31 protein-coding genes are annotated in these 26205 nt (G+C 46.0%); 29 read left to right on the top strand and 2 right to left on the bottom strand.

What is annotated here, in order from left to right; genetic code table 11:
- Positions 1-2: 2 nt before the first annotated feature.
- The 15 genes from ICN46_RS03230 (at position 3) to hisD (ending at position 16180) form a co-directional block, all read left to right on the top strand.
- The gene (locus ICN46_RS03230; protein WP_216204438.1) at positions 3-707 is read left to right on the top strand and encodes a transposase; all 705 of its coding nucleotides are present in this window, start codon (positions 3-5) and stop codon (positions 705-707) included.
- Positions 708-902: 195 nt separating this feature from the next.
- Positions 903-5648, top strand: a complete 4746-nt coding sequence (locus tag ICN46_RS03225; protein ID WP_216204436.1) for a glutamate synthase-related protein — start codon at positions 903-905, stop codon at positions 5646-5648.
- Between the two features lie 47 nt (positions 5649-5695).
- Complete coding sequence (gene gltD / locus ICN46_RS03220) at positions 5696-7159, top strand: glutamate synthase subunit beta (RefSeq protein ID WP_216204434.1); 1464 nt, start codon at positions 5696-5698, stop codon at positions 7157-7159.
- 10 nt (positions 7160-7169) lie between these two features.
- Positions 7170-8036, top strand: a complete 867-nt coding sequence (locus ICN46_RS03215; protein WP_255538719.1) for an ABC transporter ATP-binding protein — start codon at positions 7170-7172, stop codon at positions 8034-8036.
- Positions 8033-8830, top strand: a complete 798-nt coding sequence (gene mlaE / locus ICN46_RS03210) for a lipid asymmetry maintenance ABC transporter permease subunit MlaE (RefSeq protein WP_216204430.1) — start codon at positions 8033-8035, stop codon at positions 8828-8830. Before ICN46_RS03215 ends, mlaE begins: the two co-directional genes overlap by 4 nt.
- A 21-nt stretch (positions 8831-8851) precedes the next feature.
- A complete protein-coding gene (gene mlaD / locus ICN46_RS03205) occupies positions 8852-9334 on the top strand; it encodes an outer membrane lipid asymmetry maintenance protein MlaD (RefSeq protein WP_216204427.1) in 483 nt (160 codons plus the stop codon).
- Positions 9331-10080, top strand: a complete 750-nt coding sequence (locus tag ICN46_RS03200) for an MlaA family lipoprotein (protein ID WP_216204424.1) — start codon at positions 9331-9333, stop codon at positions 10078-10080. Before mlaD ends, ICN46_RS03200 begins: the two co-directional genes overlap by 4 nt.
- 131 nt (positions 10081-10211) lie before the next feature.
- Positions 10212-10799: an MlaC/ttg2D family ABC transporter substrate-binding protein gene (locus ICN46_RS03195; RefSeq protein ID WP_370625476.1), complete on the top strand. Its 588-nt coding sequence runs from the start codon at positions 10212-10214 to the stop codon at positions 10797-10799.
- Positions 10800-10817: 18 nt separating this feature from the next.
- Positions 10818-11078 (top strand): STAS domain-containing protein, encoded by a 261-nt coding sequence (locus tag ICN46_RS03190; protein WP_216204418.1) that lies wholly within the window; start codon positions 10818-10820, stop codon positions 11076-11078.
- A gap of 1 nt (position 11079) precedes the next feature.
- Positions 11080-11832, top strand: a complete 753-nt coding sequence (locus tag ICN46_RS03185) for an ABC transporter ATP-binding protein (protein ID WP_216204414.1) — start codon at positions 11080-11082, stop codon at positions 11830-11832.
- Entirely contained in the window at positions 11829-12605 is a 777-nt protein-coding gene (locus tag ICN46_RS03180) for an ABC transporter permease (protein WP_216204412.1), read from the top strand. The genes ICN46_RS03185 and ICN46_RS03180 overlap by 4 nt, the downstream gene beginning before the upstream one ends.
- Positions 12606-12647: 42 nt before the next feature.
- Complete coding sequence (locus ICN46_RS03175; RefSeq protein ID WP_216204410.1) at positions 12648-12896, top strand: BolA family protein; 249 nt, start codon at positions 12648-12650, stop codon at positions 12894-12896.
- Positions 12897-12912: 16 nt separating this feature from the next.
- A complete protein-coding gene (gene murA / locus ICN46_RS03170; protein WP_216204408.1) occupies positions 12913-14187 on the top strand; it encodes a UDP-N-acetylglucosamine 1-carboxyvinyltransferase in 1275 nt (424 codons plus the stop codon).
- 20 nt (positions 14188-14207) lie between these two features.
- Positions 14208-14834, top strand: coding sequence for an ATP phosphoribosyltransferase (hisG, locus tag ICN46_RS03165; RefSeq protein WP_216204406.1), 627 nt, complete (start codon positions 14208-14210; stop codon positions 14832-14834).
- Positions 14835-14854: 20 nt separating this feature from the next.
- Positions 14855-16180: a histidinol dehydrogenase gene (gene hisD / locus ICN46_RS03160; protein ID WP_216204404.1), complete on the top strand. Its 1326-nt coding sequence runs from the start codon at positions 14855-14857 to the stop codon at positions 16178-16180.
- A gap of 33 nt (positions 16181-16213) precedes the next feature.
- On the opposite strand, the gene hisC is transcribed toward hisD, so the two are convergent.
- On the bottom strand, positions 16214-17287 hold the full coding sequence (gene hisC / locus ICN46_RS03155) for a histidinol-phosphate transaminase (RefSeq protein ID WP_216204403.1): 1074 nt from the start codon (positions 17285-17287) through the stop codon (positions 16214-16216).
- A 116-nt stretch (positions 17288-17403) separates the two neighbouring features.
- Here hisC and hisB point away from each other — a divergent pair, with 116 nt between their 5' ends.
- From hisB to tatC, 14 genes are all read left to right on the top strand, one after another.
- Positions 17404-17991: an imidazoleglycerol-phosphate dehydratase HisB gene (hisB, locus tag ICN46_RS03150; protein ID WP_216204401.1), complete on the top strand. Its 588-nt coding sequence runs from the start codon at positions 17404-17406 to the stop codon at positions 17989-17991.
- Positions 17992-18038: 47 nt separating this feature from the next.
- A complete protein-coding gene (gene hisH / locus ICN46_RS03145) occupies positions 18039-18701 on the top strand; it encodes an imidazole glycerol phosphate synthase subunit HisH (RefSeq protein WP_216204399.1) in 663 nt (220 codons plus the stop codon).
- Positions 18702-18720: 19 nt separating this feature from the next.
- A complete protein-coding gene (hisA, locus tag ICN46_RS03140; RefSeq protein ID WP_216204397.1) occupies positions 18721-19482 on the top strand; it encodes a 1-(5-phosphoribosyl)-5-[(5-phosphoribosylamino)methylideneamino]imidazole-4-carboxamide isomerase in 762 nt (253 codons plus the stop codon).
- Positions 19483-19493: 11 nt separating this feature from the next.
- Positions 19494-20252: an imidazole glycerol phosphate synthase subunit HisF gene (gene hisF / locus ICN46_RS03135; RefSeq protein ID WP_216204395.1), complete on the top strand. Its 759-nt coding sequence runs from the start codon at positions 19494-19496 to the stop codon at positions 20250-20252.
- Positions 20253-20343: 91 nt separating this feature from the next.
- Positions 20344-20598: a type II toxin-antitoxin system Phd/YefM family antitoxin gene (locus tag ICN46_RS03130; RefSeq protein WP_216204393.1), complete on the top strand. Its 255-nt coding sequence runs from the start codon at positions 20344-20346 to the stop codon at positions 20596-20598.
- On the top strand, positions 20598-21026 hold the full coding sequence (locus tag ICN46_RS03125) for a type II toxin-antitoxin system VapC family toxin (RefSeq protein ID WP_216204391.1): 429 nt from the start codon (positions 20598-20600) through the stop codon (positions 21024-21026). The genes ICN46_RS03130 and ICN46_RS03125 overlap by 1 nt, the downstream gene beginning before the upstream one ends.
- A gap of 37 nt (positions 21027-21063) precedes the next feature.
- Entirely contained in the window at positions 21064-21459 is a 396-nt protein-coding gene (gene hisI, locus ICN46_RS03120; RefSeq protein ID WP_216204389.1) for a phosphoribosyl-AMP cyclohydrolase, read from the top strand.
- Between the two features lie 84 nt (positions 21460-21543).
- Positions 21544-21807 carry an antitoxin gene (locus ICN46_RS03115; protein WP_370625474.1) on the top strand — a complete coding sequence of 88 codons (264 nt, stop codon included), beginning with the start codon at positions 21544-21546 and terminating at the stop codon, positions 21805-21807.
- A gap of 8 nt (positions 21808-21815) precedes the next feature.
- Positions 21816-22202, top strand: coding sequence for a type II toxin-antitoxin system VapC family toxin (locus tag ICN46_RS03110; protein ID WP_255538718.1), 387 nt, complete (start codon positions 21816-21818; stop codon positions 22200-22202).
- A 17-nt stretch (positions 22203-22219) separates the two neighbouring features.
- A complete protein-coding gene (locus ICN46_RS03105; protein ID WP_216204385.1) occupies positions 22220-22621 on the top strand; it encodes a phosphoribosyl-ATP diphosphatase in 402 nt (133 codons plus the stop codon).
- Complete coding sequence (locus tag ICN46_RS03100; protein ID WP_216204383.1) at positions 22618-22974, top strand: histidine triad nucleotide-binding protein; 357 nt, start codon at positions 22618-22620, stop codon at positions 22972-22974. Before ICN46_RS03105 ends, ICN46_RS03100 begins: the two co-directional genes overlap by 4 nt.
- Positions 22975-22990: 16 nt before the next feature.
- Entirely contained in the window at positions 22991-23209 is a 219-nt protein-coding gene (gene tatA / locus ICN46_RS03095; RefSeq protein WP_216204381.1) for a Sec-independent protein translocase subunit TatA, read from the top strand.
- Positions 23210-23248: 39 nt separating this feature from the next.
- The gene (gene tatB / locus ICN46_RS03090; RefSeq protein WP_216204379.1) at positions 23249-23728 is read left to right on the top strand and encodes a Sec-independent protein translocase protein TatB; all 480 of its coding nucleotides are present in this window, start codon (positions 23249-23251) and stop codon (positions 23726-23728) included.
- A gap of 32 nt (positions 23729-23760) precedes the next feature.
- The gene (gene tatC, locus ICN46_RS03085) at positions 23761-24543 is read left to right on the top strand and encodes a twin-arginine translocase subunit TatC (RefSeq protein WP_216204377.1); all 783 of its coding nucleotides are present in this window, start codon (positions 23761-23763) and stop codon (positions 24541-24543) included.
- On the opposite strand, the gene ICN46_RS03080 is transcribed toward tatC, so the two are convergent.
- The gene (locus ICN46_RS03080; RefSeq protein ID WP_216204375.1) at positions 24540-26018 is read right to left on the bottom strand and encodes a tetratricopeptide repeat protein; all 1479 of its coding nucleotides are present in this window, start codon (positions 26016-26018) and stop codon (positions 24540-24542) included. The two genes, tatC and ICN46_RS03080, sit on opposite strands and share 4 nt — an antisense overlap.
- Positions 26019-26205 lie beyond the last annotated feature (187 nt).

Raw genomic sequence — 26205 nt, 5'->3', positions numbered from 1 at the left:
TTATGGCTAGGCAGGCGCGCACTGTTATTCCTGGCCAGGCAATGCATGTCATGGTACGCGGCAATAATCGTGAAATGCTTTTCTATAACGAGCATGATCGAGAAGTTTATTTAGACTGGCTGCGTGATGCAGCAAAACAATACTCTTGTTCAGTTCACGCTTTTGCGCTCATGCCTAATCATGTACATTTATTAATGACCCCTCAGCATGAAGATTCCTTAGCAAAAACAATGCAGTCATTGGGTAGGCGTTATGCGCAGTATTTCAATCAGCAACATCATCGCTCCGGAACTATTTGGGAGGGGCGTTATCGCTCTTCTCTAATTGACCCAGACTATTTTCTGCGTTGTCAGCGCTATATTGAGCTTAATCCCGTCAGAACAGGTTTTGAGTCCGCCCCACAGGATTCGGCATGGACCAGTTTTACAAGTCATATCGGCGGAAACTCTGAGCCTTGGTTGGTTGATCATCAACATTTTTGGATGCTGGGTAATACCCCTTTTGAAAGACAGATGAGCTGGGCTAATTTCGTCAAAGAGGGCGCGCCTCACTGGGAAGATCGGCAGATAACAGAATCACTCATTCGTTCTAAGCCTTGGGTGAGTGATATTTACGCTAAAAAGTTATTCAAGGACAGACCTGAAATAGCTCAAATACGCCATCGTGGCCGACCAAGAAAAATAAAGTCATTTATTTCAATACCTTAGAGATTTTTTAGTGCGGAAGGCAGCGCTAGAATATTGAGCACATTATCGACTCTGTCCCTATTTAAGTAATTCATTTTGGTGCTCTTACTAAAAAAATGGGACAGACTCATTTTATTTCTATTGCGTCGTTATGGGTATTCACCTATATTTGATCTTCCAAAAGTAATCAGGCCTTTGTTGCCGCTCGGAAATACTATGACTACACAATCAATTACAGATCTACGACCAATTGCTCAGGGCTTATATGACCCACGAAATGAGCATGATGCCTGCGGCGTAGGATTCGTCGCGCATATCAAAGGTAAAAAATCGCACGAAATCGTTGCTCAGGGTTTGAAGATTTTGGAGAATCTAGATCACCGGGGAGCTGTCGGTGCTGATCCTTTAATGGGTGACGGAGCCGGAATCTTAATTCAAATTCCGGACACGCTCTATCGCGATGAAATGGCCAAACAAGGCGTGACTTTGCCACCATTTGGCGAATACGGTGTTGGCATGATTTTTTTACCAAAAGAAAATGCTTCACGTTTAGCCTGTGAACAAGAGTTGGAGCGCACAGTACGTCTAGAAGGTCAGGCTGTATTGGGCTGGAGGGATGTGCCAGTAGATGTGAAATTGCCGATGTCTCCAACGGTTAGAAAGACTGAGCCATTCATCCGTCAAATCTTTATAGGCCGGGGTCGTGACATTATGACCACGGATGCGCTTGAGCGTAAGTTGTATGTGATTCGTAAAACAGCTAGTCATGCTATTCAAGATTTACATCTGAAGCATGGCAAAGAATATTTTGTTGCATCAATGTCGGCACGTACTATTGTTTATAAAGGCCTGCTCCTGGCAAACCAAGTGGGCGCCTATTACGAGGACTTAAAAGATCCGCGAACTGTGTCAGCATTGGCTTTAGTGCATCAACGCTTTTCGACAAATACTTTCCCCGCCTGGGAGTTGGCGCACCCATACCGCATGATTGCTCATAATGGCGAGATTAATACCGTCAAGGGAAATGTCAATTGGGTAAATGCACGCGAAGGTGCTGTTAGTTCGCCTGTATTAGGCGATGACTTGAAAAAACTTTGGCCACTAATTTACCCAGGTCAATCTGATACCGCTTGCTTTGATAACTGCTTAGAGCTATTGGTAATGGCTGGTTATCCACTAGCACAGGCCATGATGATGATGATTCCAGAGGCTTGGGAACAACATACATTGATGGATGAGAACCGCCGAGCTTTTTATGAATACCACGCAGCCATGATGGAGCCATGGGATGGTCCGGCGGCTATGGCGTTTACTGATGGTCGCCAAATTGGCGCAACTTTGGATCGCAATGGCTTACGTCCCGCACGCTATTACGTGACAGATGACGACTTAGTCATCATGGCATCAGAAGCCGGTGTATTGCCAATTCCGGAAAACAAGATTGTTCAAAAATGGCGCTTGCAACCAGGCAAGATGTTCATGATTGATATGGAGCAGGGCCGCATTATTGATGATGTGGAATTGAAAAATGCCGTTTCAAAAGCAAAACCATATAAGAGTTGGATTGATGCTGTGCGCGTCAAGTTGGATGAAGTTGACGCTGGTAAGGCCGACATTATTGATGAGAAAAAAGTCATACGCCCAGCTGCATCATTGCTAGATCGCCAGCAAGCTTTCGGCTATACCCAGGAGGATATTAAGTTCCTGATGGCGCCGATGGCAATGAATGGTGAAGAAGCCATTGGTTCGATGGGCAATGACAGCCCTTTAGCAGTTCTTTCAAATAAGAACAAGCCACTTTATAACTACTTCAAACAGTTGTTTGCGCAAGTTACCAATCCCCCGATTGATTCCATTCGCGAAAATATGGTGATGTCATTGGTATCGTTTATTGGGCCTAAACCCAATTTACTTGATACCAACAATATCAATCCGCCAATGCGTTTAGAGGTCAGTCAGCCAATTTTAGATTTTGACGATATGACGAAGATTCGCCATATAGGTCATTACACCAACGGCAAGTTCCGTTCGTATGAATTGGATATTTGTTATCTAGCAGCATGGGGCAAGGCAGGTATTGAGGCGCGCTTGGCCTCTCTCTGTGCAGAGGCTGCTGATGCAGTTCGTTCTGGTTACAACATCTTGATCGTCAGCGATCGTCAGGTAGACGCAAAGCATGTAGCAATTCCTGCATTGTTAGCAACGTCTGCAATTCATCAGCATTTAGTTGAAAAAGGTTTGCGTACCAGCGTAGGCTTGGTAGTTGAAACGGGAAGTGCGCGTGAGACACATCACTTTGCACTTTTGGCTGGCTATGGCGCTGAAGCAGTCCACCCATACCTGGCAATGGAGACTTTGGCCCAGATGGCTAAAGGTTTATCTGGCGATTTGTCGGCTGAAAAAGCAGTTAAAAACTTTGTCAAAGCAGTTGGTAAGGGCTTACAAAAAGTGATGTCTAAGATGGGCATTTCTACTTATATGTCCTATACCGGATCGCAAATTTTTGAAGCGATTGGTTTAAATCATGATGTGATTGATCAGTATTTCAAAGGTACTCCTTCCAATGTTGGCGGTATCGGTGTATTTGAGGTGGCTGAAGAAGCCTTGCGTATGCATGCTGGGGCGTTTAGTGACGATCCGGTACTGGCGAATATGCTTGAGGCTGGTGGCGAATATGCATTCCGTATCCGCGGTGAAAACCATATGTGGACGCCTGACACCATTGCCAAGTTACAACACTCGACTCGTATTGGTGCTGAAAAGGGCTATCAGACTTACAAAGAGTACGCCAACATTATTAATGACCAAAGTAAGCGTCAAATGACATTGCGTGGGTTGTTTGAATTCAAGATTGACCCAGCCAAAGCAATTCCCTTGGATGAAGTTGAGTCCGCAAAAGAAATCGTAAAACGTTTTGCTACGGGCGCGATGTCGCTTGGATCTATTTCCACTGAAGCTCATGCCACTTTAGCTATTGCGATGAACCGCATCGGCGGCAAGTCCAACACTGGAGAAGGCGGTGAAGATCCAAACCGGTACGTGAATGAACTCAAAGGAATTCCGATTAAGAAGGGTGAGACTTTAGCTAGCATCCTGGGCAGTGATGTGGTTGAAGCCAATATTCCTTTGTTGGATGGTGATTCATTGCGCTCCAAAATTAAACAGGTCGCTTCTGGACGATTTGGTGTTACTACAGAGTATTTGCGTTCGGCTGACCAACTGCAAATCAAGATGGCACAGGGCGCTAAGCCCGGTGAAGGCGGTCAATTGCCTGGCGGTAAAGTTTCTGATTACATTGGGAAATTGCGGTATTCAGTGCCAGGCGTTGGTTTGATTTCTCCACCTCCGCACCATGATATTTATTCAATTGAAGATATCGCTCAATTGATTCATGACTTGAAGAATGTAAATCCAGTCGCCGATGTCTCTGTAAAGCTAGTTTCAGAGGTTGGTGTTGGTACGATTGCTGCTGGTGTTGCTAAAGCAAAGGCAGATCACGTGGTAATCGCTGGCCATGATGGCGGTACAGGTGCATCCCCTTTATCTTCCATTAAGCATGCTGGCTCCCCTTGGGAATTGGGCTTAGCAGAAACACAACAGACATTGGTGCTTAATCGTTTGCGTAGCCGCATTCGTGTTCAGGCTGACGGTCAAATGAAAACTGGTCGCGATGTGGTGATCGGTGCCTTGTTAGGCGCAGATGAATTTGGTTTTGCAACCGCACCATTAGTTGTCGAGGGTTGCATCATGATGCGTAAGTGTCATTTGAATACCTGCCCAGTGGGTGTTGCAACCCAAGATCCAGAATTGCGTAAAAAGTTTGCTGGCAAGCCTGAGCACGTTGTGAACTTCTTCTTCTTTGTTGCAGAAGAGGCTCGTGAAATCATGGCGCAGTTGGGTATTCGTAAGTTTGATGACCTGATTGGTCGCGTTGATCTTTTGGATACTCGCAAAGGTATTGATAACTGGAAAGTCCATGGTTTGGATTTCAGTAAAATTTTTGCTGCGCCACAAGTACCCGCAGATGTTCCACGTTATCAAGTTCTTACACAAGATCATGGTTTAGCAAGCGCACTTGACAACATCTTGATTGAGAAGAGTGAGCCTGCAATTGAGCGTGGCGAGAAAGTTTCTTTCATTGTTCCTGTCAAGAACGTTAATCGTACGGTCGGTGCAATGCTCTCCGGTGAGATTGCGCAGCGTTATGGCCATGCTGGCCTGCCTGATGACACTATCCACATTCAGTTAAATGGTACCGCTGGGCAAAGTTTTGCTGCTTTCTTGGCACACGGTGTCACACTGGATTTGGTGGGTGATGGTAATGACTATGTTGGCAAAGGTTTATCTGGCGGTCGTGTGATTGTGCGTGCACCGCATGAGTTCCGTGGTGATACTGCCAAGAATATTATTGTTGGCAATACTGTGCTTTACGGTGCTATTGGTGGTGAGGCCTTCTTCAATGGCGTAGCTGGAGAACGTTTTGCCGTGCGTAACTCTGGCGCTACTACCGTAGTCGAGGGCACTGGAGATCATGGTTGCGAATACATGACTGGCGGCACTGTAGTGGTATTGGGCGCAACCGGCCGTAACTTTGCAGCGGGAATGAGTGGCGGTATTGCTTATGTATATGACGAAGATGGTCTATTTGATAAACGTTGCAATACCAGTATGGCTACTCTTGAAAAAGTATTGTCGTCTGCCGAGCAAATTGCCAAGGTCCCTCAATCACAGTGGCATGCCCCTGTCGATGTTAAAGATGGTGGCGAGCGTTTAACTGATGAGCAAATTCTGAAGGGCCTAATTGAGCGTCACTTCCGTCACACTGGTTCGGAGCGTGCAAAAGCACTTTTAGCTGACTGGGAAAATGCTCGCGATCGTTTTGTGAAAGTGCTTCCAACCGAGTACAAACGTGCATTAGGTGAGTTGTGGGAAAAAGCACAGAATAAAACTGTTGCCGCTTAATTTAGTTAATTAATACAGACATTCAGAAAAGATACTAAGGATTCAATATGGGTAAGGTCACAGGATTTATGGAGTTTGAGCGCGTAAGTGAAACTTATGAAGCTCCTACTAAACGCCTCCATCACTACAAAGAGTTTGTTATTGCCTTAACGGATGAAGAGGCAAAAGTTCAGGGTGCACGTTGCATGGACTGTGGCATTCCATTTTGCAATAACGGTTGCCCAGTAAATAACATCATTCCTGATTTTAATGACCTAGTATTTCATAGTGATTGGCAAAATGCATTGGATGTACTGCAGTCAACCAACAACTTCCCAGAATTTACTGGCCGCATCTGCCCGGCGCCTTGCGAGGCGGCCTGTACCTTAGGCATTAATAGTGACGCCGTGGGTATTAAGTCTATTGAGCATGCCATCATTGATAAGGGTTGGGAGAATGGTTGGGTTAAGCCGCAGCCAGCAAAAACGAAGACGGGCAAAAAAGTTGCCGTTGTTGGTGGCGGCCCTGCTGGTATGGCAACTGCACAGCAATTAGCTCGCGTTGGTCACGATGTCACTGTCTTTGAGAAGAATGATCGCATTGGCGGTTTGCTTCGTTATGGCATCCCTGATTTTAAAATGGAAAAATGGTTGATTGACCGTCGCGTTGAGCAAATGCAAGCGGAAGGCGTCAAGTTTGAGACTGGCGTGTTTGTTGGTAAGGAAGCAATTGGTTCCGAGGTTAAAAATTACTCAACCAAAACAGTTTCTCCAGAACAGTTGATGAAAGATTTTGATGCGGTAGTGATTACTGGCGGCGCAGAGCAACCACGTGATTTACCTGTGCCAGGTCGTGAGTTAGCTGGGGTGCATTACGCACTGGAATTTTTGATTCCACAAAACAAAGAAAATGCCGGCGATTTCAAAAATGAAATTTCAGCGGCCGGCAAGAATGTCGTAGTTATTGGTGGTGGCGACACTGGTTCTGACTGTGTTGGCACATCAAATCGTCATGGCGCAGCAAAAGTAACTCAATTTGAACTAATGCCACAACCACCAGAGGCAGAGAACAAGCCATTGGTATGGCCTTATTGGCCAACTAAATTACGTACCTCCTCATCGCACGATGAAGGTTGCGAGCGTGATTGGTCTGTTGCTACCAAGCGTTTTGAGGGTAAAAACGGCAAATTAGAGAAGCTTATCTGTGTTCGTCTGGAGTGGAAAGATGGCAAGATGACAGAAATGCCAAATTCTGAATTTGAAATTAAGGCAGATTTAGTCTTTTTGGCCATGGGTTTTGTGTCTCCAGCGCAACAAGTCCTTAATGCTTTTGGCGTTGAAAAAGATGCGCGCGGTAATGCAAAAGCTACCGTAGATGGTCAAAAAGCCTATCAAACTAACGTTGCTAAGGTGTTTGCTGCAGGCGATATGCGTCGCGGGCAGTCACTAGTAGTCTGGGCCATTCGTGAAGGTCGTCAGTGTGCTCAGGCGGTTGACGAGTATTTAATGGGGTCATCTGTTCTTCCCCGATAATATCGGGGATATGAATAGTAGCCAACCCCATTCTTTGACTGCACATCAAAAAGCTGTAGGACAAGCCCAAGACCAAGTTGTCGTCTCTATTAAAGACGTCAACTTTTCTTATGCGCCTGGCGAAAGACAAATTTTGTCTGGGTTGAGTATGGAATTTCGTCGGGGTCAAGTCGTTGCAGTGATGGGCGGATCTGGTTGCGGCAAGACTACTATTCTGAGATTAATTGGCGGCCAATTTAGCGCTCAATCAGGCGAAGTGCTTTTTGAGGGCCAAGATATTGGCAAGATGAGTTCAGCCCAATTGATGGGCGCACGCCGTCGTATGGGCATGTTGTTCCAGTTCGGCGCCTTATTCACAGACCTCAGCGTTTTCGAGAATGTCGCATTCCCGTTGCGTGAGCACACAAATCTGACTGAAGAGCTTTTGCACTCATTGGTCCTCATGAAACTTAATGCAGTTGGTTTACGGGGCGCGCGTGATTTAATGCCCTCGCAAATTTCAGGCGGAATGGCAAGACGTGTTGCATTGGCACGCGCGATAGCGCTTGATCCACCGTTGATCATGTATGACGAACCCTTTGCTGGTTTGGATCCGATCTCTTTGGGTATTACGGCAAGATTAATTCGTGATTTAAACAATGCGCTAGGTGCCACTAGTTTGTTGGTAACACATGATGTTGAAGAGACATTTGAAATTGCCGACTATGTCTACTTTATTGCCAATGGGAAGATTGCTGCCAAAGGTACACCCGAGGAGCTTAATCGCTCAACTGATCCATTTGTGCGTCAGTTCTTAGATGCTGCACCCGATGGTCCTGTGCCATTTCACTATCCCGGGCAGAGTCTGGAAGAAGATTTTGGGGTGGTAGTGAAATGACGATATTACATCTAGCTATAGACCTTTTGGGCGACCTCGGATTTTATGTACGCCGCAATCTAACAAGCCTTGGTCATGCTGCGCGCATGTTTATTGCTGTGATTTGGCGCTCTGGTTTTTTGTTGAAAAGACCGCGCTTAGTTTCTGATCAAATTTTATTTGTTGGTAATCACTCTTTTGTGATCATTGCTATCTCAGGTTTGTTTGTTGGTTTTGTTCTGGGCTTGCAGGGGTATTACACGCTTAATCGTTATGGTTCTGAGCAGGCATTGGGGTTGCTGGTAGCGCTTTCCTTGACGCGTGAATTAGGTCCAGTCATTACTGCATTGTTATTTGCTGGTCGCGCAGGCACATCTCTTACGGCAGAGATTGGTCTGATGAAGGCTGGGGAGCAGTTAAGTGCTATGGAGATGATGGCGGTTGACCCGTTAAGTCGTGTGATTGCGCCACGTCTCTGGGCAGGAATAATCGCTATGCCAATTTTGGCAACGATCTTTACTGCAGTTGGTGTGATGGGCGGCTACTTTGTTGGCGTGCCATTGATTGGGGTAGATTCTGGTGCCTTCTGGTCGCAGATGCAAGGCGGTGTAGACCTCTTTTCAGATATTGGCAATGGCTTAATTAAAAGTATGGTCTTTGGTGTAGCAGTCACTTTTATAGCCCTGTATCAAGGTTATGAGGCAAAACCTACGCCTGAAGGTGTATCGCAGGCAACCACCCGAACGGTAGTGATCTCTTCCTTGTCGGTCTTGGCATTGGACTTTCTGCTAACCGCAATGATGTTCTCGAATTAGAAAGAATAAACTGAGGCTCTTATGAGAAAAAGTGCAATTGATATTTGGGTAGGAATTTTTGTAGCTATTGGCTTGTTGGCTGCATTATTTCTTGCGCTGAAGGTTGGTAATATGAACGCAGTTTCATTTGCACCTACGTATAAAATTTCTGCACGCTTTGACAACATTGGCGGCTTAAAGCCGCGTGCGCCAGTAAAGAGTGCTGGGGTTGTGGTTGGGCGAATTGCCAATATCTCATTTGATGACAAAACTTACCAAGCGACTGTCGTCATGACTATCGAGGAGGGCTATAAGTTTCCCAAAGATTCATCTGCAAAGATTTTGACTTCGGGTTTGCTAGGCGAGCAATATATTGGTTTGGAGGCTGGCGGTTCTGATGATATGTTGGCTAATGGTGAAAAAATTGCGCAAACGCAATCTGCTATCGTTCTAGAAAACTTGATCAGCCAATTCTTGTATAACAAGGCAGCCGATAGTGGTCAAGACAAGGGCGCGGCAAAATGATCTTTTGGGTTACAAAGCTGAAACATGCTTTTGTGATTTTTTTTACTGCCGTGTTGGTCGGTTGTGCGTCAATCCCCGCCGGAGTAGAGCCTTCCCCGAACGATCCTTGGGAGCCTTTTAATCGCTCTGTTTTCGAGTTCAATGAAGGTCTGGATGCCTATCTTCTGAAGCCTGTAGTGGCTGGCTATCGATTCGTTTTGCCAGAATTTGTGCGCGAAGGCATTTATAACTTCTTTAGCAACTACAACGATATTTACACTGCGTTAAATAACCTCCTGCAAGGCAAGCCAGCCGATGCTTTTAATGATCTCATGCGAGTGGTGGTGAATACCACGTTTGGTCTGGGTGGTTTCATTGATATGGCGACACCTGGCGGTCTTGAGAAGCATAAAGAGGACTGGGGTCAGACTTTTGGGGTTTGGGGTATTCCTTCAGGTCCTTATGTAGTGTTGCCATTCTTTGGACCAAGCTCTGTTCGAGATACTTTTGGGACTGCCGCTGACTTAGAAACGGACTATCTCTTTAAGTACATCCCAGACGTAGGCTTGCGTAATAGCATTACCGGTTTGCGGGTTGTAAATGCGCGAAATACCTACTACGAGGCAGGAGACTTGCTCGATGGCGCTGCGATTGATAAGTACAGCTTTATGCGGGATGCTTACATACAGAGACGGCAATATCAAATCAACGAGGGGCGCGAGGATGAAGAGCCCCTGATGCCTCCCTATATGAATAGCTACGAGTAAGCCGAGCTGGCGTTAAGAGGCTAAAATTAGGTCTCAATCAGTCGGTCAATTAGGAATATATGAAAAGCTACAAAACAATGCAAAAGCAATTTGCTGTGGTAGTTTTAGGTGTGGTCTCCAGCTTGTTGTTGATGGTTGGCAGCGCATTGGCTCAGACTTCAGATCAATTAAGCCCAGATGGCTTAATTAAAACGGTTGTTTCAGATGTGATGGCATCCGTCAAATCTGATCCTGAAATCCAAAAAGGTAATATTCCGCGCATCGTTGATTTGGTTGAGAAGAAAATTGTTCCTTATACCGACATGCGACGCACTACCGAGATGGCAATGGGCCCTAACTGGAAGAAGGCAAGCCCAGAGCAACAAACTCAGCTGGTTTCAGAATTTAAGAGTCTATTGATTCGGACTTACTCTGGTGCCTTGAGTCAGCTGCGCGACCAGACGGTGCAATTTAAAGCTTTGCGTGCGGCGCCAGACGACAAGGAGGTGGTTGTAAAAACCGTTGTGCTTGGTCGTGGCGATCCAGTGCCGTTGGACTATCGTCTAGAGAAAACAGCCAATGGTTGGAAGGTCTATGACATGAATATCATGGGCGTTTGGTTGGTTGAGGCCTATCGGAATCAGTTTGCAAACCAAATTAGCCAAAATGGAATTGAAGGCCTTATCAAGTTTTTGCAAGAGCGCAATAAGCAATTAGCTGCTACTAAGCCAACAAACTAACTGAAAGACTCCAGAGCAATGCCTTTTCTTCTGCCTAGTAAAGTTACCCAAGAAAATGCGGTACAGCTTGAGCGGGATGGGTTATTCAATATGGCCACATTGGGAACTATTGACTGTTCAGCTTTAATAGATTTTGATTCAACAGTATTAACCTTGTTAATGGCTTGGCAGAAAAAATTACTGTTTAAGGGGCAGACAATTTCTGTTGTAAACGCCCCTGAAAAATTAAAAGTGCTGGCTGGTGTTTACGGTGTTTCACAATTATTGGGCCTTGAATAGCATGCCTGCAGCAATTTCGATTAAAAAAATATCTAAAAACTATGGCGCGCTTCAGGCCTTGGATGAGGTTTCGCTTGAGATACAGCAGGGCGAGTTCTTTGGTTTGCTTGGTCCCAATGGGGCTGGCAAGACAACCTTAATTTCTATCTTGGCGGGCTTGGTCGTTGCCGATCAAGGTCATGCATTGATTATGGGTGCAGATGTCCAAAGTCATTTTCGTGAGGCTCGCCGCGCTCTAGGTGTAGTACCGCAAGAATTAGTTTTTGACCCCTTTTTCACTGTTCGTGAAACATTGCAGTTTCAGTCTGGCTACTTTGGCATTCGAAATAATAACGCGTGGATTGACGAAATCATCGCCAATCTAGATCTGACTAGTAAGGCTGATAGCAACATGCGTTCTTTGTCTGGAGGCATGAAGCGGCGCGTCTTAGTTGCGCAGGCTCTAGTGCATAGACCACCAGTCATTATTCTGGACGAGCCAACAGCCGGTGTAGATGTTGAGTTACGCCAATCACTATGGCAATTTATTAGTAGACTCAATCAAGATGGGCATACGATTGTTTTAACTACGCATTATCTTGAAGAGGCTGAGGCCCTATGTCAGCGCATTGCCATGCTCAAACAGGGCAACATTGTTGCCTTAGACACCACCGCTAATTTATTGAGCCGTTATGGTTCCGTAAAAAAAGATGGCGAAGGCAAGACCGATCTCGAGGATGTTTTTGTCAACATCATGTCTGGGAACGCCTTATGAAAAATCCACCACTAAAGTACGGTAGCGGCTTTCCGGCCCTATTGCGCAAGGAAGTCAAACGTTTCTACAAGGTAGGTTTTCAGACTGTTGCAGCGCCAGTCCTCACGGCTATTTTGTATTTGATGATTTTTGGGCATGTGCTTGAAGGTCGAGAAATGTATGGTCGCTTAAGCTACACCGCATTTTTAATTCCTGGCTTGGTGATGATGAGCTTGCTACAAAATGCGTTTGCCAATACCTCTTCTTCATTGATTCAGTCAAAAGTTACCGGTAATTTGGTTTTTGTTTTACTAGCCCCCCTAAGTCACTTTGAGTTTTATGCGGCTTATGTACTTGCAGCAGTGTTCAGAGGGGTTGTGGTGGGTTTGGGTGTATTTCTCATCACGGCTTGGTACTCCCCTCCAGCACTTGAATATCCGCTATGGATTTTGACCTTTGCATTTTTGGGCGCTGCTATCCTGGGTAGCTTAGGTTTGATTGCTGGAATTTGGGCTGATAAATACGATCAACTGGCGGCCTTTCAAAATTTTCTGATCATGCCTGCCACGATGTTGTCAGGAGTGTTCTATTCCATACATTCATTACCGGCCGCATGGCAGGTGGTATCGCACTTCAATCCGTTCTTTTACATGATTGATGGATTTCGTTATGGATTCTTTGGGGTATCCGATATCTCTCCATGGAATAGCTTGGCAATTGTTTTATGTTTCTTAGTAGTAGTTTCTGCAATCGCATTGCGTATGCTAAAGATGGGCTATAAGCTTAGACACTAAAAACGGATATTTGTATTTAATAGATTCATCAGGAGACTTAAGATGTTGCCAACCCCCGAACAAATTGAGGGCTATATTAAGCAAGGAATTGTCTGCAGCCATATTCAGGTTGAGGGCGATGGCCAACATTTTTTTGCCACGATTGTGAGTCCCGAGTTTGAGGGCAAACGTTTAATACAGCGACATCAATTGGTCTATGGCGCCATGGGTGATCGCATGAAAGCCGAAGTGCATGCTCTATCAATCAAGGCTTTTACACCCGAAGAGTTTGCACAAAACTCAGCCGCATAAATATTGGAATTGATTTATGGATAAATTAAGAATGGTTGGCGGCACACCCTTAAAGGGTGAGGTGCTGATTGCTGGTGCTAAAAATGCCGCGTTACCGATTCTATGTGCTTGTTTGTTGACCGATCAACCGATCGTATTGCGTAACGTACCTGATTTGCAGGATGTGCGTACGATGCTCAAGCTTTTACAAGAAATTGGTGTGACAGTCAGCTTTCCAGATACGGGTGATCGCAGCCATTTGGTATTGAATGCCGCTGATATTAAAAGCTCGGAAGCTACTTACGAGATGGTGAAAACCATGCGTGCCTCCATCTTGGTTTTGGGGCCTCTACTCACGAGGATGTATAGCGCAAAAGTATCGTTGCCTGGTGGTTGTGCCATTGGTGCGCGACCAGTAGATCAGCACATCAAAGGTTTAAAGGCGATGGGCGCCACGATCAAAATTAAGAGTGGATATATTCAGGCGCAGACAAAATCTCCTGAAGATCGCTTACAGGGCGCCAATATCTTGACTGACATGATTACCGTCACGGGCACTGAGAATCTGTTAATGGCTGCAACCCTTGCATCGGGTACGACCATTTTGGAAAATGCTGCGCGCGAGCCAGAGGTGGGCGATTTGGCTGAGCTCTTGGTCAAAATGGGCGCCAAGATTACTGGCATTGGTAGTGATCGTCTAGTGATTGAGGGCGTAGAAAAGTTACACAGCGCAGAGCATTCAGTTATTCCAGATCGCATCGAAGCCGGAACGTTTTTATGTGCTGTTGCCGCCGCTGGTGGCGAGGTATTAGTAAAACAGTGTCGCCCCGATACTTTGGATGCAGTTATTGTGAAGCTCAAAGAGGCTGGCTTAAAAATGGAAGTAGGGCCAGATTGGATTAAGGCATCCATGGTTTCTCGCCCTAAGGCAGTCAGTTTTCGTACTTCCGAATATCCAGCCTTTCCAACCGATATGCAGGCCCAACTCATGGCCGTTAACGCGGTTGCGAGTGGTAGCTCGATGATTACCGAAACTATCTTTGAAAATCGTTTTATGCATGTTCAGGAGCTCAATCGCTTGGGCGCTGATATCGCCATTGAGGGTAATACGGCTATTGCCCAAGGCGTTGAAAAGCTATCCGGGGCAGTGGTGATGGCAACCGATCTCAGAGCTTCAGCGAGTTTGGTTATTGCAGGGTTGGCCGCTCAGGGCGAAACCCAAGTCGATCGGATTTATCATCTAGATCGTGGTTATGACCGTATGGAACAAAAGTTAACCCTCTTGGGGGCCGACATTCAGCGGGTAAAGTAAGCCTGGTGGATAATTGATCCATGAAATTGACACTAGCCCTCTCGAAGGGGCGTATTTTCGAAGAAACCGCCGAGATCTTATCTAAGGTCGGTATTCGTCTGCTCGAAGATCCTGAAAAGTCACGCAAGCTCATTATTGAGACCTCTAATCCAGACGTCCGCTTAATTATTGTGCGCGCCTCTGATGTCCCAACTTATGTCCAGTTTGGCGGCGCCGACTTTGGTGTTGCTGGTTTAGATGTATTGCTGGAAAAAGGTACTGATGGCTTATATGTGCCATTTGATTTAAACATCGCCAAGTGCCGCATGTCAGTAGCTGTGCGCGAAGGCTTTGATTACGCTGCTGCAGTTAAGCAAGGCTCTCGTCTAAAGGTTGCCACTAAGTATGTCAACTGTGCACGTGAACACTTTGCGAACAAAGGCGTACATATCGATACGATCCAGCTATATGGCTCTATGGAGCTAGCGCCTTTGGTTGGTTTAGCAGATGCGATTGTGGATTTGGTTTCTACGGGCAATACTTTGCGCGCAAATGGTTTGATAGAGGTTGAGTCAATTGCGGATATCAGCGCGCGTTTGGTTGTGAATCAAGCCTCGTATAAACGCAAGCGCGCACAGTTACAGCCTTTCTTTGAGCAGCTGAAGTAAAGAACAGGACAACTCATCCAATGTCCTCTGTAGAAATTAAAGTCAAGCGCCTTAATAGTAAAGACGCACAATTTAAACAAACTCTGTTGTCGAGCCTTTCTTTGCCCATGGCTGACGATGAGGCTATTGATTTAGCCGTTCTGAAAATCTTGGCAGAAGTCAAAGCCAAAGGTGATGAGGCAGTTCTTAGTTTTACAAAGCAATTTGATCGTTTAGGCGTTTCGACTGTTGCTGAGCTAGAAATTTCTTCTAAAGAGCTAGAGCAAGCTTATCAAGGTTTATCAGCAGAACAAAAAAATGCTTTAGATATTGCTGCCCAAAGAGTGCGCTCTTATCACGAGAGACAAAAAATCGAAGCGGGTTGCCATTCTTGGGAATATCAAGAGTCGGATGGAACACGTCTTGGCCAAAAGGTCACGGCACTAGATCGGGTTGGTATTTATGTGCCAGGGGGTAAGGCAGCCTATCCATCATCCGTATTAATGAATGCCATTCCGGCAAAAGTTGCAGGTGTGAGCGAAGTCATTATGGTGGTGCCTACGCCTGATGGCGCGCGTAATTCTTTGGTGCTAGCAGCTGCTTATTTATCAGGAGTTGATCGTGTATTTACGATTGGTGGCGCTCAAGCAGTTGGCGCATTAGCTTACGGCACCAAAACCATTCCTTCAGTTGACAAAATTGTTGGCCCAGGGAATGCCTATGTCGCCGCTGCTAAACGCCGAGTGTTTGGCACTGTCGGCATTGATATGATTGCTGGCCCGTCAGAGATTTTAGTCTTATGTGACGGCGCTAGTAACCCAGATTGGGTTGCGATGGATCTTTTTTCGCAAGCAGAGCATGATGAACTTGCTCAGTCGATCCTGCTTTGTCCTGATGCTCAATTTATCGAGAAAGTACAAGCTAGCATCAATCGCTTACTTCCAGAAATGCCAAGAAAGAAAGTCATTGAAGCCTCTTTGGCTAATCGTGCTTTGTTAATTCAGGTACAAGACATGGAGGAGGCTTGCGAGATTGCTAATGCGATTGCCGCCGAGCATCTGGAGATCTGCGCTGCCGAGCCACGCAAGTGGGCTGAGTTGATACGTCATGCGGGCGCGATCTTCATAGGCAACTACACTAGCGAGGCTCTTGGCGATTATTGTGCCGGACCAAATCATGTACTACCAACAGCGCGCACTGCACGCTTTTCATCTCCACTTGGCGTTTATGATTTTATTAAACGTTCAAGCATGATTGAGGTGAGTGAGGCTGGCGCCCAAACACTGGGTGCGGTAGCTAGTACGCTAGCTCATGGTGAGGGTTTGCAGGCGCATGCTCGTGCCGCTGAAATGCGCCTCAAAAAATAAAAGCAAATCTAGAATAATTTACCGTGTAACTAATTAAGCGCTAGCCAGAATTTCTGTTAGCGCCCCTATCAATTCACGACTTTGCTCATCAGTGCCAATGGTGATGCGTAGAAATTCTTCAATCCGCGCCGCCTTAAAGTGCCGCACGATAATGCCGCGATCACGCAATGCTTGATATATTTTTACGCCAGCATGTTTTGGATGGCGAGTGAAAATAAAGTTAGCGCTTGAGGGAATCGTGTCAAAACCTAATACAGCCAGTTCTTTTACAAGTTGGGCGCGCGTTTGTATGACCTTAGTGGAGCTTGCCTCAAGATGCGCTTGATCTTCAATAGCAGCAATGGCGCCAGCTTGTGCTAGACGTCCCAATGGGTAAGAGTTAAAACTATTCTTTACGCGCTCCAGACCCTCAATCAAAGCTGGATGACCAACTGCAAAACCTACTCTTAACCCTGCAAGAGCACGCGATTTGGAAAGCGTATGCACTACCAATAGATTTTCAGGGCAGTTAGCCCCACGCAGTAGCGGAATACAAGATTCTGTGCCGTAATCAACATAGGCCTCATCGATCACAACTACAGAGTTTTTATTTTTCGAGAGTAGTGCTTCAATTTCTGAGCGTGGGATGGATCTGCCAGTAGGGGCATTGGGGTTAGGAAAAATAATGCCACCATTAGGCGATTCATAGTCAGCCACCTGAATTTCGAAGTCAGGTCCCAATGGTATGTTTTTGTATTCAATGCCAAACAACTTGCAATAGACTGGATAGAAGCTATAGGTAATGTCTGGAAATAAGACGGCATCGGTTTGTTTGAGTAGAGCAAGAAACACGTGAGCCAAGACTTCATCTGATCCATTGCCCAAAAATACTTGCTTAGGGTCGAGCCCATGTAAATCGGCAATCGCTCGCTTGAGGGCAACCCCCTCTGGATCAGGATATAGGCGCAAATCATCGGAGGTTTGCTGGCGAATCGCGGCCAGGGCCTTGGGAGATGGTCCATAAGGACTCTCATTAGTGTTGAGCTTCACCAGCCGCTGCATTTGCGGTTGCTCCCCTGGGGTGTAAGGGGTCAAGGACTGAACAACGGGGCTCCAAAAACGGCTCATGAGGGTACTCAAGTCAAAAATCAGAAGGAAAATGAATTAAATCCAATACTTACATTGGTACTAGCAATGATATTATGAGGCTTCAATCAACACTTCGCCTCGCGGCGCAACGAAGCATGCGGCAAGCCGACGTTACCCGAAACACTTCGGAAACCAAAATTCAAATAGCCATCAATTTAGATGGCACTGGCAAGGCTGAACTAGCCTCGGGCGTTCCTTTTCTCGATCACATGCTGGATCAGATTGCACGTCACGGCATGATTGACTTGAAGGTCGTGGCTAATGGCGATACCCATATTGACGATCACCACACTGTTGAGGATGTGGGCATTACTTTAGGGCAAGCTTTTGCTAAGGCGGTAGGAGATAAGGCGGGTATTACCCGCTATGGTCACTCCTATGTGCCCTTGGACGAGACTTTATCGCGCGTTGTGGTCGATTTTTCTGGTCGTCCGGGCCTCGAATTTAATGTGCCGTTTACTCGTGCGCGGGTCGGTGACTTTGATGTTGATCTCAGTATTGAGTTTTTCCGTGGTTTTGTAAATCATGCCGGGGTGACTTTGCACATCGACAACTTGCGCGGTATTAACGCCCACCATCAGATTGAGACTGTATTTAAAGCCTTTGGACGTGCTTTGCGCATGGCTTTGACTTTAGATCCACGCGCCTCTGGCGTTGTTCCTTCAACTAAAGGTAGCCTGTAATCTAGAACGCTGCTAGTTGCCAGAAAATAATAGAGACAGGCTAAAAGTTGGCGCAAACTATTGCCATCGTTGATTACGGAATGGGGAATCTCCGTTCCGTATTTCAGGCATTTCATCATGTAGCTCCTGATGACAATGTTCTGATCGCGCGTAAGCCTGAAGAAATCACTGCTGCTGATCGTGTAGTTTTGCCTGGGCAAGGTGCAATGCCAGACTGTATGAAGCATTTGGATGAGTCTGGCTTGCTTGAGGCGCTTCTAGAGGCAGCTAAAAATAAACCGCTTTTAGGCGTTTGTGTGGGCGAGCAGATGCTCGTTGACCGGAGTGCCGAGGTAAGGGCTAGCGAGAATGCTGTCTGGACTAAATGCCTAGGCTTGATTCCTGGGGAGGTTCGTCGCTTTGAATTAGTGGGCCAAAAACAAGCTGACGGATCTGCCTATAAGGTTCCGCATATGGGCTGGAACCAGGTTCGACAAGATTCTGAGCACCCACTGTGGGCGGGGATTCCGAATTTAAGTAGTTTCTATTTTGTACATAGTTACTATGTTGTACCGCAACGCAATGAAGATATTGCTGGCTCAACCGAATACGGTAGTTGGTTTACTTCTGCTGTGGCACGAGATAATATTTTCGCAACACAATTTCATCCGGAAAAAAGTGCAGAATACGGATTGATGCTGTATAAAAATTTTGCCTCCTGGAAACCTTAATACTTTTTAACCCTTTGCTATGCTGCTGATTCCTGCGATTGATCTAAAAGACGGCCACTGCGTTCGACTCGAACAAGGTGATATGGATAAAGCCACGGTTTTTTCTGAAGACCCCGGTGCCATGGCAAGTCATTGGATTGGTAAAGGCGCACGGCGTTTGCATTTAGTCGACCTCAATGGCGCGTTTGCCGGAAAACTCAAAAATGAATCCGCTATCAAATCGATTCTCAAAGCAGTGGGGGATGAGATTCCTGTGCAATTGGGTGGCGGTATTCGTGACTTAGAAACTATCGAACGTTTATTGGATGATGGGATTAGCACTGTCATCATTGGCACTGCAGCGGTGAAGAGCCCTGGATTTGTGCAAGACGCTTGCACGGCATTTCCTGGCCACATCATGGTTGGCTTAGATGCGCGCGATGGCAAAGTAGCTACCGACGGTTGGAGCAAAATCACGGGCCATGAAGTCATAGACCTTGCCAAGAAATTTGAAGACTATGGCGTTGAAGCCATTATCTATACAGATATTGGGCGTGACGGCATGCTCAAGGGCGTCAATATTGATGCTACGGTGAAGTTGGCACAAGCTGTGCGTATTCCAATTATTGCTAGCGGTGGCCTATCAAACAATCAGGACATAGCGTCTTTGTGTCAGGTAGAGGAGGAGGGCATCATGGGTGTTATTGCTGGCCGCTCCATTTATTCTGGAGACCTTGATCTTGCTGCAGCACAAAAATATGCAGATGAGTTAACACTCAAATTTGCTAAAAAAATTATCTAGCGTGCCTATTAGTGTTAACTAAAAGAGTGATTCCATGCCTTGATGTCACAGCGGGGCGCGTTGTTAAAGGTGTGAATTTTGTCGGTCTGCGTGATGCAGGCGACCCGGTAGAGATTGCGCGTCGCTATGATTTACAGGGTGCTGATGAGCTAACCTTTTTAGATATCACTGCCACATCAGATGGCCGCGATCTTATTTTGCATATTATTGAGGCTGTTGCCTCACAAGTCTTTATACCCTTAACTGTTGGCGGTGGCGTACGTGCTGTTGCTGATGTGCGTCGCTTACTCAATGCCGGCGCTGACAAGGTGAGCATGAATTCTTCTGCAGTTGCTAATCCAGATTTAGTTTCGGATGCTGCTGCTTACTATGGCTCTCAATGCATTGTTGTGGCAATTGATGCAAAACAAACTGCAGCAGGTCGCTGGGAGGTATTTACCCATGGCGGCCGCACAGCAACCGGTATTGATGTCGTGGATTGGGCTGATGAGGTTGCTAAACGCGGCGCCGGTGAAATTTTGTTAACGAGTATGAACCGCGATGGCAGTAAAGATGGTTTTGATTTGGCATTAACCGCGGCTGTTAGTAATGCGGTGAGCGTGCCCGTGATTGCATCTGGTGGCGTGGGCAATCTGCAGCATTTAGTAGACGGCATTACTCAGGGTCATGCCGATGCGGTTTTGGCCGCTAGTATTTTTCACTATGGTGAATATACCGTTGGTCAGGCAAAAGAATTCATGGCTGCCCAAGGTATTCCAGTCCGACTTTAGAGCGGCGACTGCTGTAAGCCCTTTTTGTGCTGGGGATTGCAAATCTGGGTGACTTATAATAAACTAGTTTAATAAACCAGTTGGATAATATATGAAATCAATCCCTATTGTTGTTGGTTCATTTGAAGCAAAAACGCATTTAGCGGAGCTACTAAGAAAGGTAAGCTCCGGTCAAGTTGTCCGCATTACACAACGCGGAAAACCAATTGCAGATTTAATGCCTATTGCATCTGAGGATTTGGGCCTGGTGACGGTTGCTGCTCACAAAATGTTGGCATTAATGAAAAGCACCACTGTTCAAGATAACCTAGATATCAAGTCTCTTATCAGCGCGGGAAGAGATTAATGAATTTTGTATTAGATAACTCTGTGGTGATGCGTTGGCTTTTTAATGATGGTGGCACACAAGATCGGCAGTATGCAGAAAATGTTTTGAATTTGATTGCTGCTAAAACTCATACCCCTATTGCACCAGGTATTTGGCCGTTAGAGATTGCTAATGTCATATCGAGAGCTGAGAATATGGGACGGCTGGAGGAAACTCGCAGCGCTCATTTTTTAGAGACAATTCGGGAAATGGGAATTGAAAACGATTCAATAACACAGGGGCTTGCATTTGGAACGGCTCTACACCTAGCAAGAGCGTATAAACTGAGTTCTTATGATGCATCCTATTTAGAGTTAGCGATGAGACACGCCATACCTTTGGCGACCTTGGATAAAGACCTGTTAGACGCAATGAAAAAAGTTGGGGTGACGCAGTTGGGGGCTTAGGCAACATACTGATCAGGTCTGTCAAAGTAAAGAAAAAATGATAAACAAGCAATCAAACCCGAAGACGCAAGATAAAGCATTGCTAGAAGCGGTTGCCTGGAATGAGCAAGGTCTTGTACCTGTCATTGCCCAAGAGGTCGACAGTGGCGATGTCTTGATGATGGCTTGGATGAACCGCGATGCGCTAATGGAAACCTTGCGCTTAGGTGAGGCTGTTTATTGGACGCGCTCCAGACAAAAGTTGTGGCACAAGGGTGAAGAGTCTGGTCACACGCAAAAAGTGAAGGAAATTCGTTTAGATTGCGACGGCGACACTATTTTGCTAATAGTGGAGCAAAAAGACGGTATCGCCTGCCACACTGGGGAACATAGCTGTTTTTTTCAGAAATGGGATTCTAGTAAGTTAGATTGGCAAAAAATCAGTAAAGACTGATCTTGGTTTGCGACAAACGGTATAGAAAGTGACGACAGACCACTCTATTATGGTATATACTTTGATATATACCAAGGAGTCAAGATGATGAGTCAGACAGCAAAAATTTTCATGAATGGGCGAAGTCAAGCAATTCGATTGCCAGCAGCATTTCGCTTTCAAGAAAAAGAGGTCTTTATACGGCAGGATGCAGCCACTGGAGACTTAATCTTGTCTCGCAAGCCCGATAATTGGGATGGTTTTTTCTTGGCACTCAAGAGCGCCGATATTCCATCAGACTTTTTGAGCCCTGAGGATAGAAATCAAGGCACTCAAAATCGGAATCCCTTCCATGGGATTAACGATTAATGAGATATATGCTTGATACCAATACGGTTAGTAGTCTAATAAAGCAAAATCAGCTAGTGCGCAAAAGAATTACCAGCCTACCAATGGATAAGCTATGCTTATCGGTGATTTCTGAGGCTGAGTTGCTTTATGGGCTGGCGAAAAAACCTCATGCCACAAACCTTCATCAGGTTGTGCAGGAGTTTTTAAAAAGAATTGAAGTGTTGGCTTGGAATAGTGATGTAGCCGAGCATTATGCGATCTTGAGAGCTGACTTGGAGGCTAAAGGTGCCGTACTGGGTTCGCTAGATATGCAGATTGCAGCCCATGCTTTTGAGGCTGGTGCCGTTCTCGTGACAAATGATCAGGCCTTCAAAAGCGTAAAAAAGTTAAAAGTTGAAGACTGGACCAAGTAGTTATCAAAAGAGCATAAATGAACAATAGCAATAAATCCTCCCAAAGTTTAGATTCTGCATTAGCCCACTTGGCTGATGTGGTTGATCAGCGCCGAGACGCATTTAAGGCAGGGCAGGCTGACCCCAAGACATCCTATACCGCATTGCTATTTTCAAAGGGTGATGATGGAATTTTGAAGAAAATTGGGGAAGAAGCCACCGAGACGGTGATGGCAGCCAAAGACTCTCGCCAAGCGAATCTGGCCCCAGAGCAACAAAAGCTGCTAGTGGGTGAGGTGGCTGATCTTTGGTTCCACTGCTTAATTGCCTTGTCTCAGTTCAATTTACGACCAGAAGATGTCATTGCTGAGCTCGATCGCCGGCTAGGAAGCTCTGGTATTGAGGAAAAAGCCGCCAGAAAAGCTGCCAATAAAGAATGAGTCACGATCCAAATTGCTTGTTTTGTAAGATTTCTCAAGGACTCATCCCATCCCAGAAGGTGTATGAGGATGAGGAGATCTACGCATTTAAAGATATCAACCCAGCCGCACCCATTCATTTTTTACTCATTCCCAAAAAACATATCCCTATGCTGGAGTCGGCCCAAGCCATAGATGTGCCATTGCTAGGTAGAATGATGGAATTGGCCCCACTTCTTGCCAAAGAACAAGGTTGCCGTCCTGGAAAAGAAGGCGGCTTTCGATTGATGGTAAACAATGGGGCAGATGGAGGGCAGGAGGTTTATCACTTGCATTTGCATGTGATGGGCGGTCCGCGTCCCTGGAAAAAATAATCCAAGGAGAGTAAGCATGGGTTCATTCAGTATTTGGCATTGGTTAATTGTTTTGGTGATCGTAATGTTGGTATTTGGTACCAAGAAATTACGCAACATTGGGCAAGACCTAGGTGGTGCAGTTAAAGGGTTTAAGGATGGCATGAAGTCTTCTGAAGAGCCAAAAGAACAAATCCAACAAAGTTCAGCTAACGCAGAAAAAACAGTTGATGTACAAGCTAAAGACCTTAAGTAAGCGATCCGTGCGTAATGCATTGGTAGTGATGAAGTTCACATGATCGATCTTGGGGTTTCAAAACTTGCACTAATCGCAGTTGTTGCCTTGGTGGTGGTGGGGCCAGATCGATTGCCAAAAGTGGCGCGTATGGCTGGCAATCTATTTGGTCGAGCACAGCGCTACATGGCCGACGTTAAATCTGAAGTCAATCGCCAAATGGAGATTGAAGAATTCAAACAGTTGCGAGAAGAGAGCGCTGCAGTCTTAAAAGAGGTGGAGGGTAGTATTCATTCCGCCGCTCAAGAGGCTAGCGCAAATCTGAGCGATCAAGCTGATATCTTTGAGAATAATTTCTCAAAGCCATTTCTTGATGAAAAAGAAGTGCTACGCAAGTCCAAACGGCAAGGCCGTAACAGTTGGGGCGTGAGGCGTGCTGCAAGGCCGGTTTGGTTTAAGCGCTCCGCTGGCATTAGAACTCGTGTGCAATCTGGCGCTGCCAGAATGAAGCGCTTTCATCACAGTTCAAATAGCAATTAAGCAAAAAATAAAAGACCCAATACCGTTCTCTAATGGCGCAAAATAATCCAAATTCAGATTCAAACTCATCAGAGTCAAGCGAGGGGCTGCAGGAGTCATTTCTTTCGCATCTATTTGAATTGCGCGATCGCGTCATTAAAGCCGCGCTAGCGATCATCGTTGTATTTGTAGGTTTGGTGTATTGGGCTCCGGATATTTTTCACCTTTTTGCGCAGCCTTTACTGCAAGCATTGCCTGCGGGCGGCAAGATGATTGTGACCGATGTTACTGGTTCATTCTTTGTACCCATGAAAGTCACGATGTTGGTTGCCTTCGTGATTGCGCTGCCAGTGGTGATGTATCAACTGTGGGCATTTATTGCACCCGGACTCTATCTGCATGAGCGCAAACTGATTTTGCCTTTAGTGGTGAGCAGTTATAGCCTTTTCATTATCGGCATGGCGTTTGCGTATTTCTTGGTGTTCCCAACCGTCTTTAAATTTATGGCAAGTTATAACGCGCCTCTGGGGGCTGAGATGTCGACTGATATCGACAACTACCTTAGTTTTGCTATGACAACCTTTCTTGCTTTTGGGATTACGTTCGAGGTACCAGTAGTTGTAGTGGTTCTAGTGCGTATGGGAATTGTGTCCTTGGCCAAGCTCAAGGAGATTCGACCTTACGTCATTGTGGGCGCTTTTGTAGTTTCTGCAATCGTCACACCGCCAGATGTTTTATCGCAACTGCTGCTTGCGGTTCCTATGACTTTGCTCTACGAGCTAGGTCTTTTAGTAGCTCGATTTTATGTGCCCAAACCAGCAGAGGATGAGGCTTAAGCTACCTTCGCAAGCTCTGTTTCTGTTTGAGCTGTAAAAGTTCTGTTTAACCACTCAACTACCCTGTCAAATCGATAGCGTCTTTGCCGTAGATTTCCTTCTAAATCTGACTCTGTGCCGGCGAATGCTTTACCTGCTGCAAGCAGCACGCGACGTTGTTGAATGGTTTCAATCTGAATCAGCCGCGGGAGTATCTTCGGCAGCTCCCAGCGAATATCTACCACCACACAATGTTCGTGTTGCAGTTGCCCAACTTCCGCAAGCAATAACTCAGCCTTGCTGAAGTTAAATTGATTAGCAATGATGAGGCGGTGACATAACAGCATCCAATCAACATCCAGCTTGTGCTCTGCATGATGGTTTAAGGCTTGCTCCGCACATAATGCCAGCTCATGCCATTCGTTCTGCTTAGGATGAGCGCTGCTTTCTAAGATTTTAGAAAGCAGCTCTTTAGCTTCAGGCACTCCCTGTTGATTGGCTTGCCAAACCCAATACGATGCTTGGAGGCCACGCACCTTTTCTTCTATTTTTTCGCGCTTGCGCCAAAGACTTGCCCCTTTACGAAATTGGGCCTGTGCATGCCCTAGATCAGCGGCTCGGTCAAAGCAACGATCGCTCTCTGCTGCGTTGTAACCAGAAAATTGTGGGCGACGATAAATTTCACCCAACGTATACCAAGCATCGCGATCGCCATCTTTGGCGGCTAACTCTAACCAATAAGCTGCTTTTTTAAGTGAGGCATTCGATTTGTTGTCAGTGGACTTTTTGGCGCCCACATCACCGTCGAGTTGCGCTAGACGTAGGCCATGGATAAGTTTGGCTTCGGTAAGTCCGAGTTCCGCAGCCTGAATGAGTGCATCCTCATTCTGATTTTCAATCCAGGCACTCCAAAGAGAAGCAAGTGACTCATTTTTTGGTTGGAACTTAATAAGCAATTCTTTTGCTTCGCGCGTGAAGGCAGATTCCTTGTCGGCAAATTCTTGTAAGTACTCAAGCGCTATCTTTTTGAGTCCGCCAAAATCAAGTGTTGCTAATTCTGAAACAGATACTGCGAGATCTTTTTTCTTCAGCCGCTCTATTAAGTGAGATTGTGTCTCTGCGTGAAGTGGGTTGAGTATTAGATGAATGAGTTGCCATTTCGCCGCTGCTTGTGATTCCGGGCATGCATCAGACCAGGCTATTCTCCAAAAAGAATCCCAGCCAAAGGGAAATGCGGGGGAGCTGAAGGTCTCCACGAGAGGAACCTGAGCTATTTGGGTAAAAAGTTGTCTAACTTGAGGGCTACTTAAGCTTTCATCTGTAAGCTCCTGATTTTGTAGTGAAAAATACGCTTTTTCTAACCAAATCAAGGCATTAGAGGGTTGAATAGGGGTATTAAAGAATCCGTCAAGGTAGGCAGAGGCTACTTTTTGTTGTGCAGAAACATCACCCAAACGGGCGTAACTGAGGATTTTTAAGAATTCGCGACTTGCCATATGACAATTTTGGCATTCCAAGGGCATAAAAGACAGAAAACAAAGCTCTTGTTGCCGAGATACAACGAAGAAAGCCAAAAAACTACCTTTTGACAAGCAAAAAGAGCTCCTAATTACCCTTACCCCCAGTCTAGCTGGGCAAAGGTAGCAAAATTCATAGGTCCCGATTTCATATGGGCATTACTTT

It is taken from the genome of Polynucleobacter sp. Latsch14-2, from assembly GCF_018881925.1.
Taxonomy (GTDB): domain Bacteria; phylum Pseudomonadota; class Gammaproteobacteria; order Burkholderiales; family Burkholderiaceae; genus Polynucleobacter.
This window is presented reverse-complemented; position numbering and strand designations above follow the sequence as displayed.

Excerpts from the sequence above, each read along its gene's own strand:
- ICN46_RS03110 (WP_255538718.1), top strand. The coding sequence starts at position 21,816 with ATGCTTGATACCAATACGGTTAGTAGTCTAATAAAGCAAAATCAGCTA.
- tatA (WP_216204381.1), top strand. The coding sequence starts at position 22,991 with ATGGGTTCATTCAGTATTTGGCATTGGTTAATTGTTTTGGTGATCGTA.
- ICN46_RS03200 (WP_216204424.1), top strand. The coding sequence starts at position 9,331 with ATGATCTTTTGGGTTACAAAGCTGAAACATGCTTTTGTGATTTTTTTT.
- ICN46_RS03125 (WP_216204391.1), top strand. The coding sequence starts at position 20,598 with ATGAATTTTGTATTAGATAACTCTGTGGTGATGCGTTGGCTTTTTAAT.
- ICN46_RS03105 (WP_216204385.1), top strand. The coding sequence starts at position 22,220 with ATGAACAATAGCAATAAATCCTCCCAAAGTTTAGATTCTGCATTAGCC.
- hisA (WP_216204397.1), top strand. The coding sequence starts at position 18,721 with ATGCTGCTGATTCCTGCGATTGATCTAAAAGACGGCCACTGCGTTCGA.
- ICN46_RS03175 (WP_216204410.1), top strand. The coding sequence starts at position 12,648 with ATGTTGCCAACCCCCGAACAAATTGAGGGCTATATTAAGCAAGGAATT.
- hisB (WP_216204401.1), top strand. The coding sequence starts at position 17,404 with ATGCGGCAAGCCGACGTTACCCGAAACACTTCGGAAACCAAAATTCAA.
- ICN46_RS03225 (WP_216204436.1), top strand. The coding sequence starts at position 903 with ATGACTACACAATCAATTACAGATCTACGACCAATTGCTCAGGGCTTA.
- ICN46_RS03190 (WP_216204418.1), top strand. The coding sequence starts at position 10,818 with ATGCCTTTTCTTCTGCCTAGTAAAGTTACCCAAGAAAATGCGGTACAG.
- ICN46_RS03195 (WP_370625476.1), top strand. The coding sequence starts at position 10,212 with ATGGTTGGCAGCGCATTGGCTCAGACTTCAGATCAATTAAGCCCAGAT.
- tatB (WP_216204379.1), top strand. The coding sequence starts at position 23,249 with ATGATCGATCTTGGGGTTTCAAAACTTGCACTAATCGCAGTTGTTGCC.
- hisG (WP_216204406.1), top strand. The coding sequence starts at position 14,208 with ATGAAATTGACACTAGCCCTCTCGAAGGGGCGTATTTTCGAAGAAACC.
- tatC (WP_216204377.1), top strand. The coding sequence starts at position 23,761 with ATGGCGCAAAATAATCCAAATTCAGATTCAAACTCATCAGAGTCAAGC.
- ICN46_RS03080 (WP_216204375.1), bottom strand. The coding sequence starts at position 26,018 with ATGGCAAGTCGCGAATTCTTAAAAATCCTCAGTTACGCCCGTTTGGGT.
- ICN46_RS03215 (WP_255538719.1), top strand. The coding sequence starts at position 7,170 with ATGAATAGTAGCCAACCCCATTCTTTGACTGCACATCAAAAAGCTGTA.
- hisC (WP_216204403.1), bottom strand. The coding sequence starts at position 17,287 with ATGAGCCGTTTTTGGAGCCCCGTTGTTCAGTCCTTGACCCCTTACACC.
- ICN46_RS03115 (WP_370625474.1), top strand. The coding sequence starts at position 21,544 with ATGATGAGTCAGACAGCAAAAATTTTCATGAATGGGCGAAGTCAAGCA.
- ICN46_RS03180 (WP_216204412.1), top strand. The coding sequence starts at position 11,829 with ATGAAAAATCCACCACTAAAGTACGGTAGCGGCTTTCCGGCCCTATTG.
- mlaE (WP_216204430.1), top strand. The coding sequence starts at position 8,033 with ATGACGATATTACATCTAGCTATAGACCTTTTGGGCGACCTCGGATTT.
- mlaD (WP_216204427.1), top strand. The coding sequence starts at position 8,852 with ATGAGAAAAAGTGCAATTGATATTTGGGTAGGAATTTTTGTAGCTATT.
- ICN46_RS03130 (WP_216204393.1), top strand. The coding sequence starts at position 20,344 with ATGAAATCAATCCCTATTGTTGTTGGTTCATTTGAAGCAAAAACGCAT.
- hisI (WP_216204389.1), top strand. The coding sequence starts at position 21,064 with ATGATAAACAAGCAATCAAACCCGAAGACGCAAGATAAAGCATTGCTA.
- ICN46_RS03185 (WP_216204414.1), top strand. The coding sequence starts at position 11,080 with ATGCCTGCAGCAATTTCGATTAAAAAAATATCTAAAAACTATGGCGCG.
- hisD (WP_216204404.1), top strand. The coding sequence starts at position 14,855 with ATGTCCTCTGTAGAAATTAAAGTCAAGCGCCTTAATAGTAAAGACGCA.
- ICN46_RS03100 (WP_216204383.1), top strand. The coding sequence starts at position 22,618 with ATGAGTCACGATCCAAATTGCTTGTTTTGTAAGATTTCTCAAGGACTC.
- ICN46_RS03230 (WP_216204438.1), top strand. The coding sequence starts at position 3 with ATGGCTAGGCAGGCGCGCACTGTTATTCCTGGCCAGGCAATGCATGTC.
- gltD (WP_216204434.1), top strand. The coding sequence starts at position 5,696 with ATGGGTAAGGTCACAGGATTTATGGAGTTTGAGCGCGTAAGTGAAACT.
- murA (WP_216204408.1), top strand. The coding sequence starts at position 12,913 with ATGGATAAATTAAGAATGGTTGGCGGCACACCCTTAAAGGGTGAGGTG.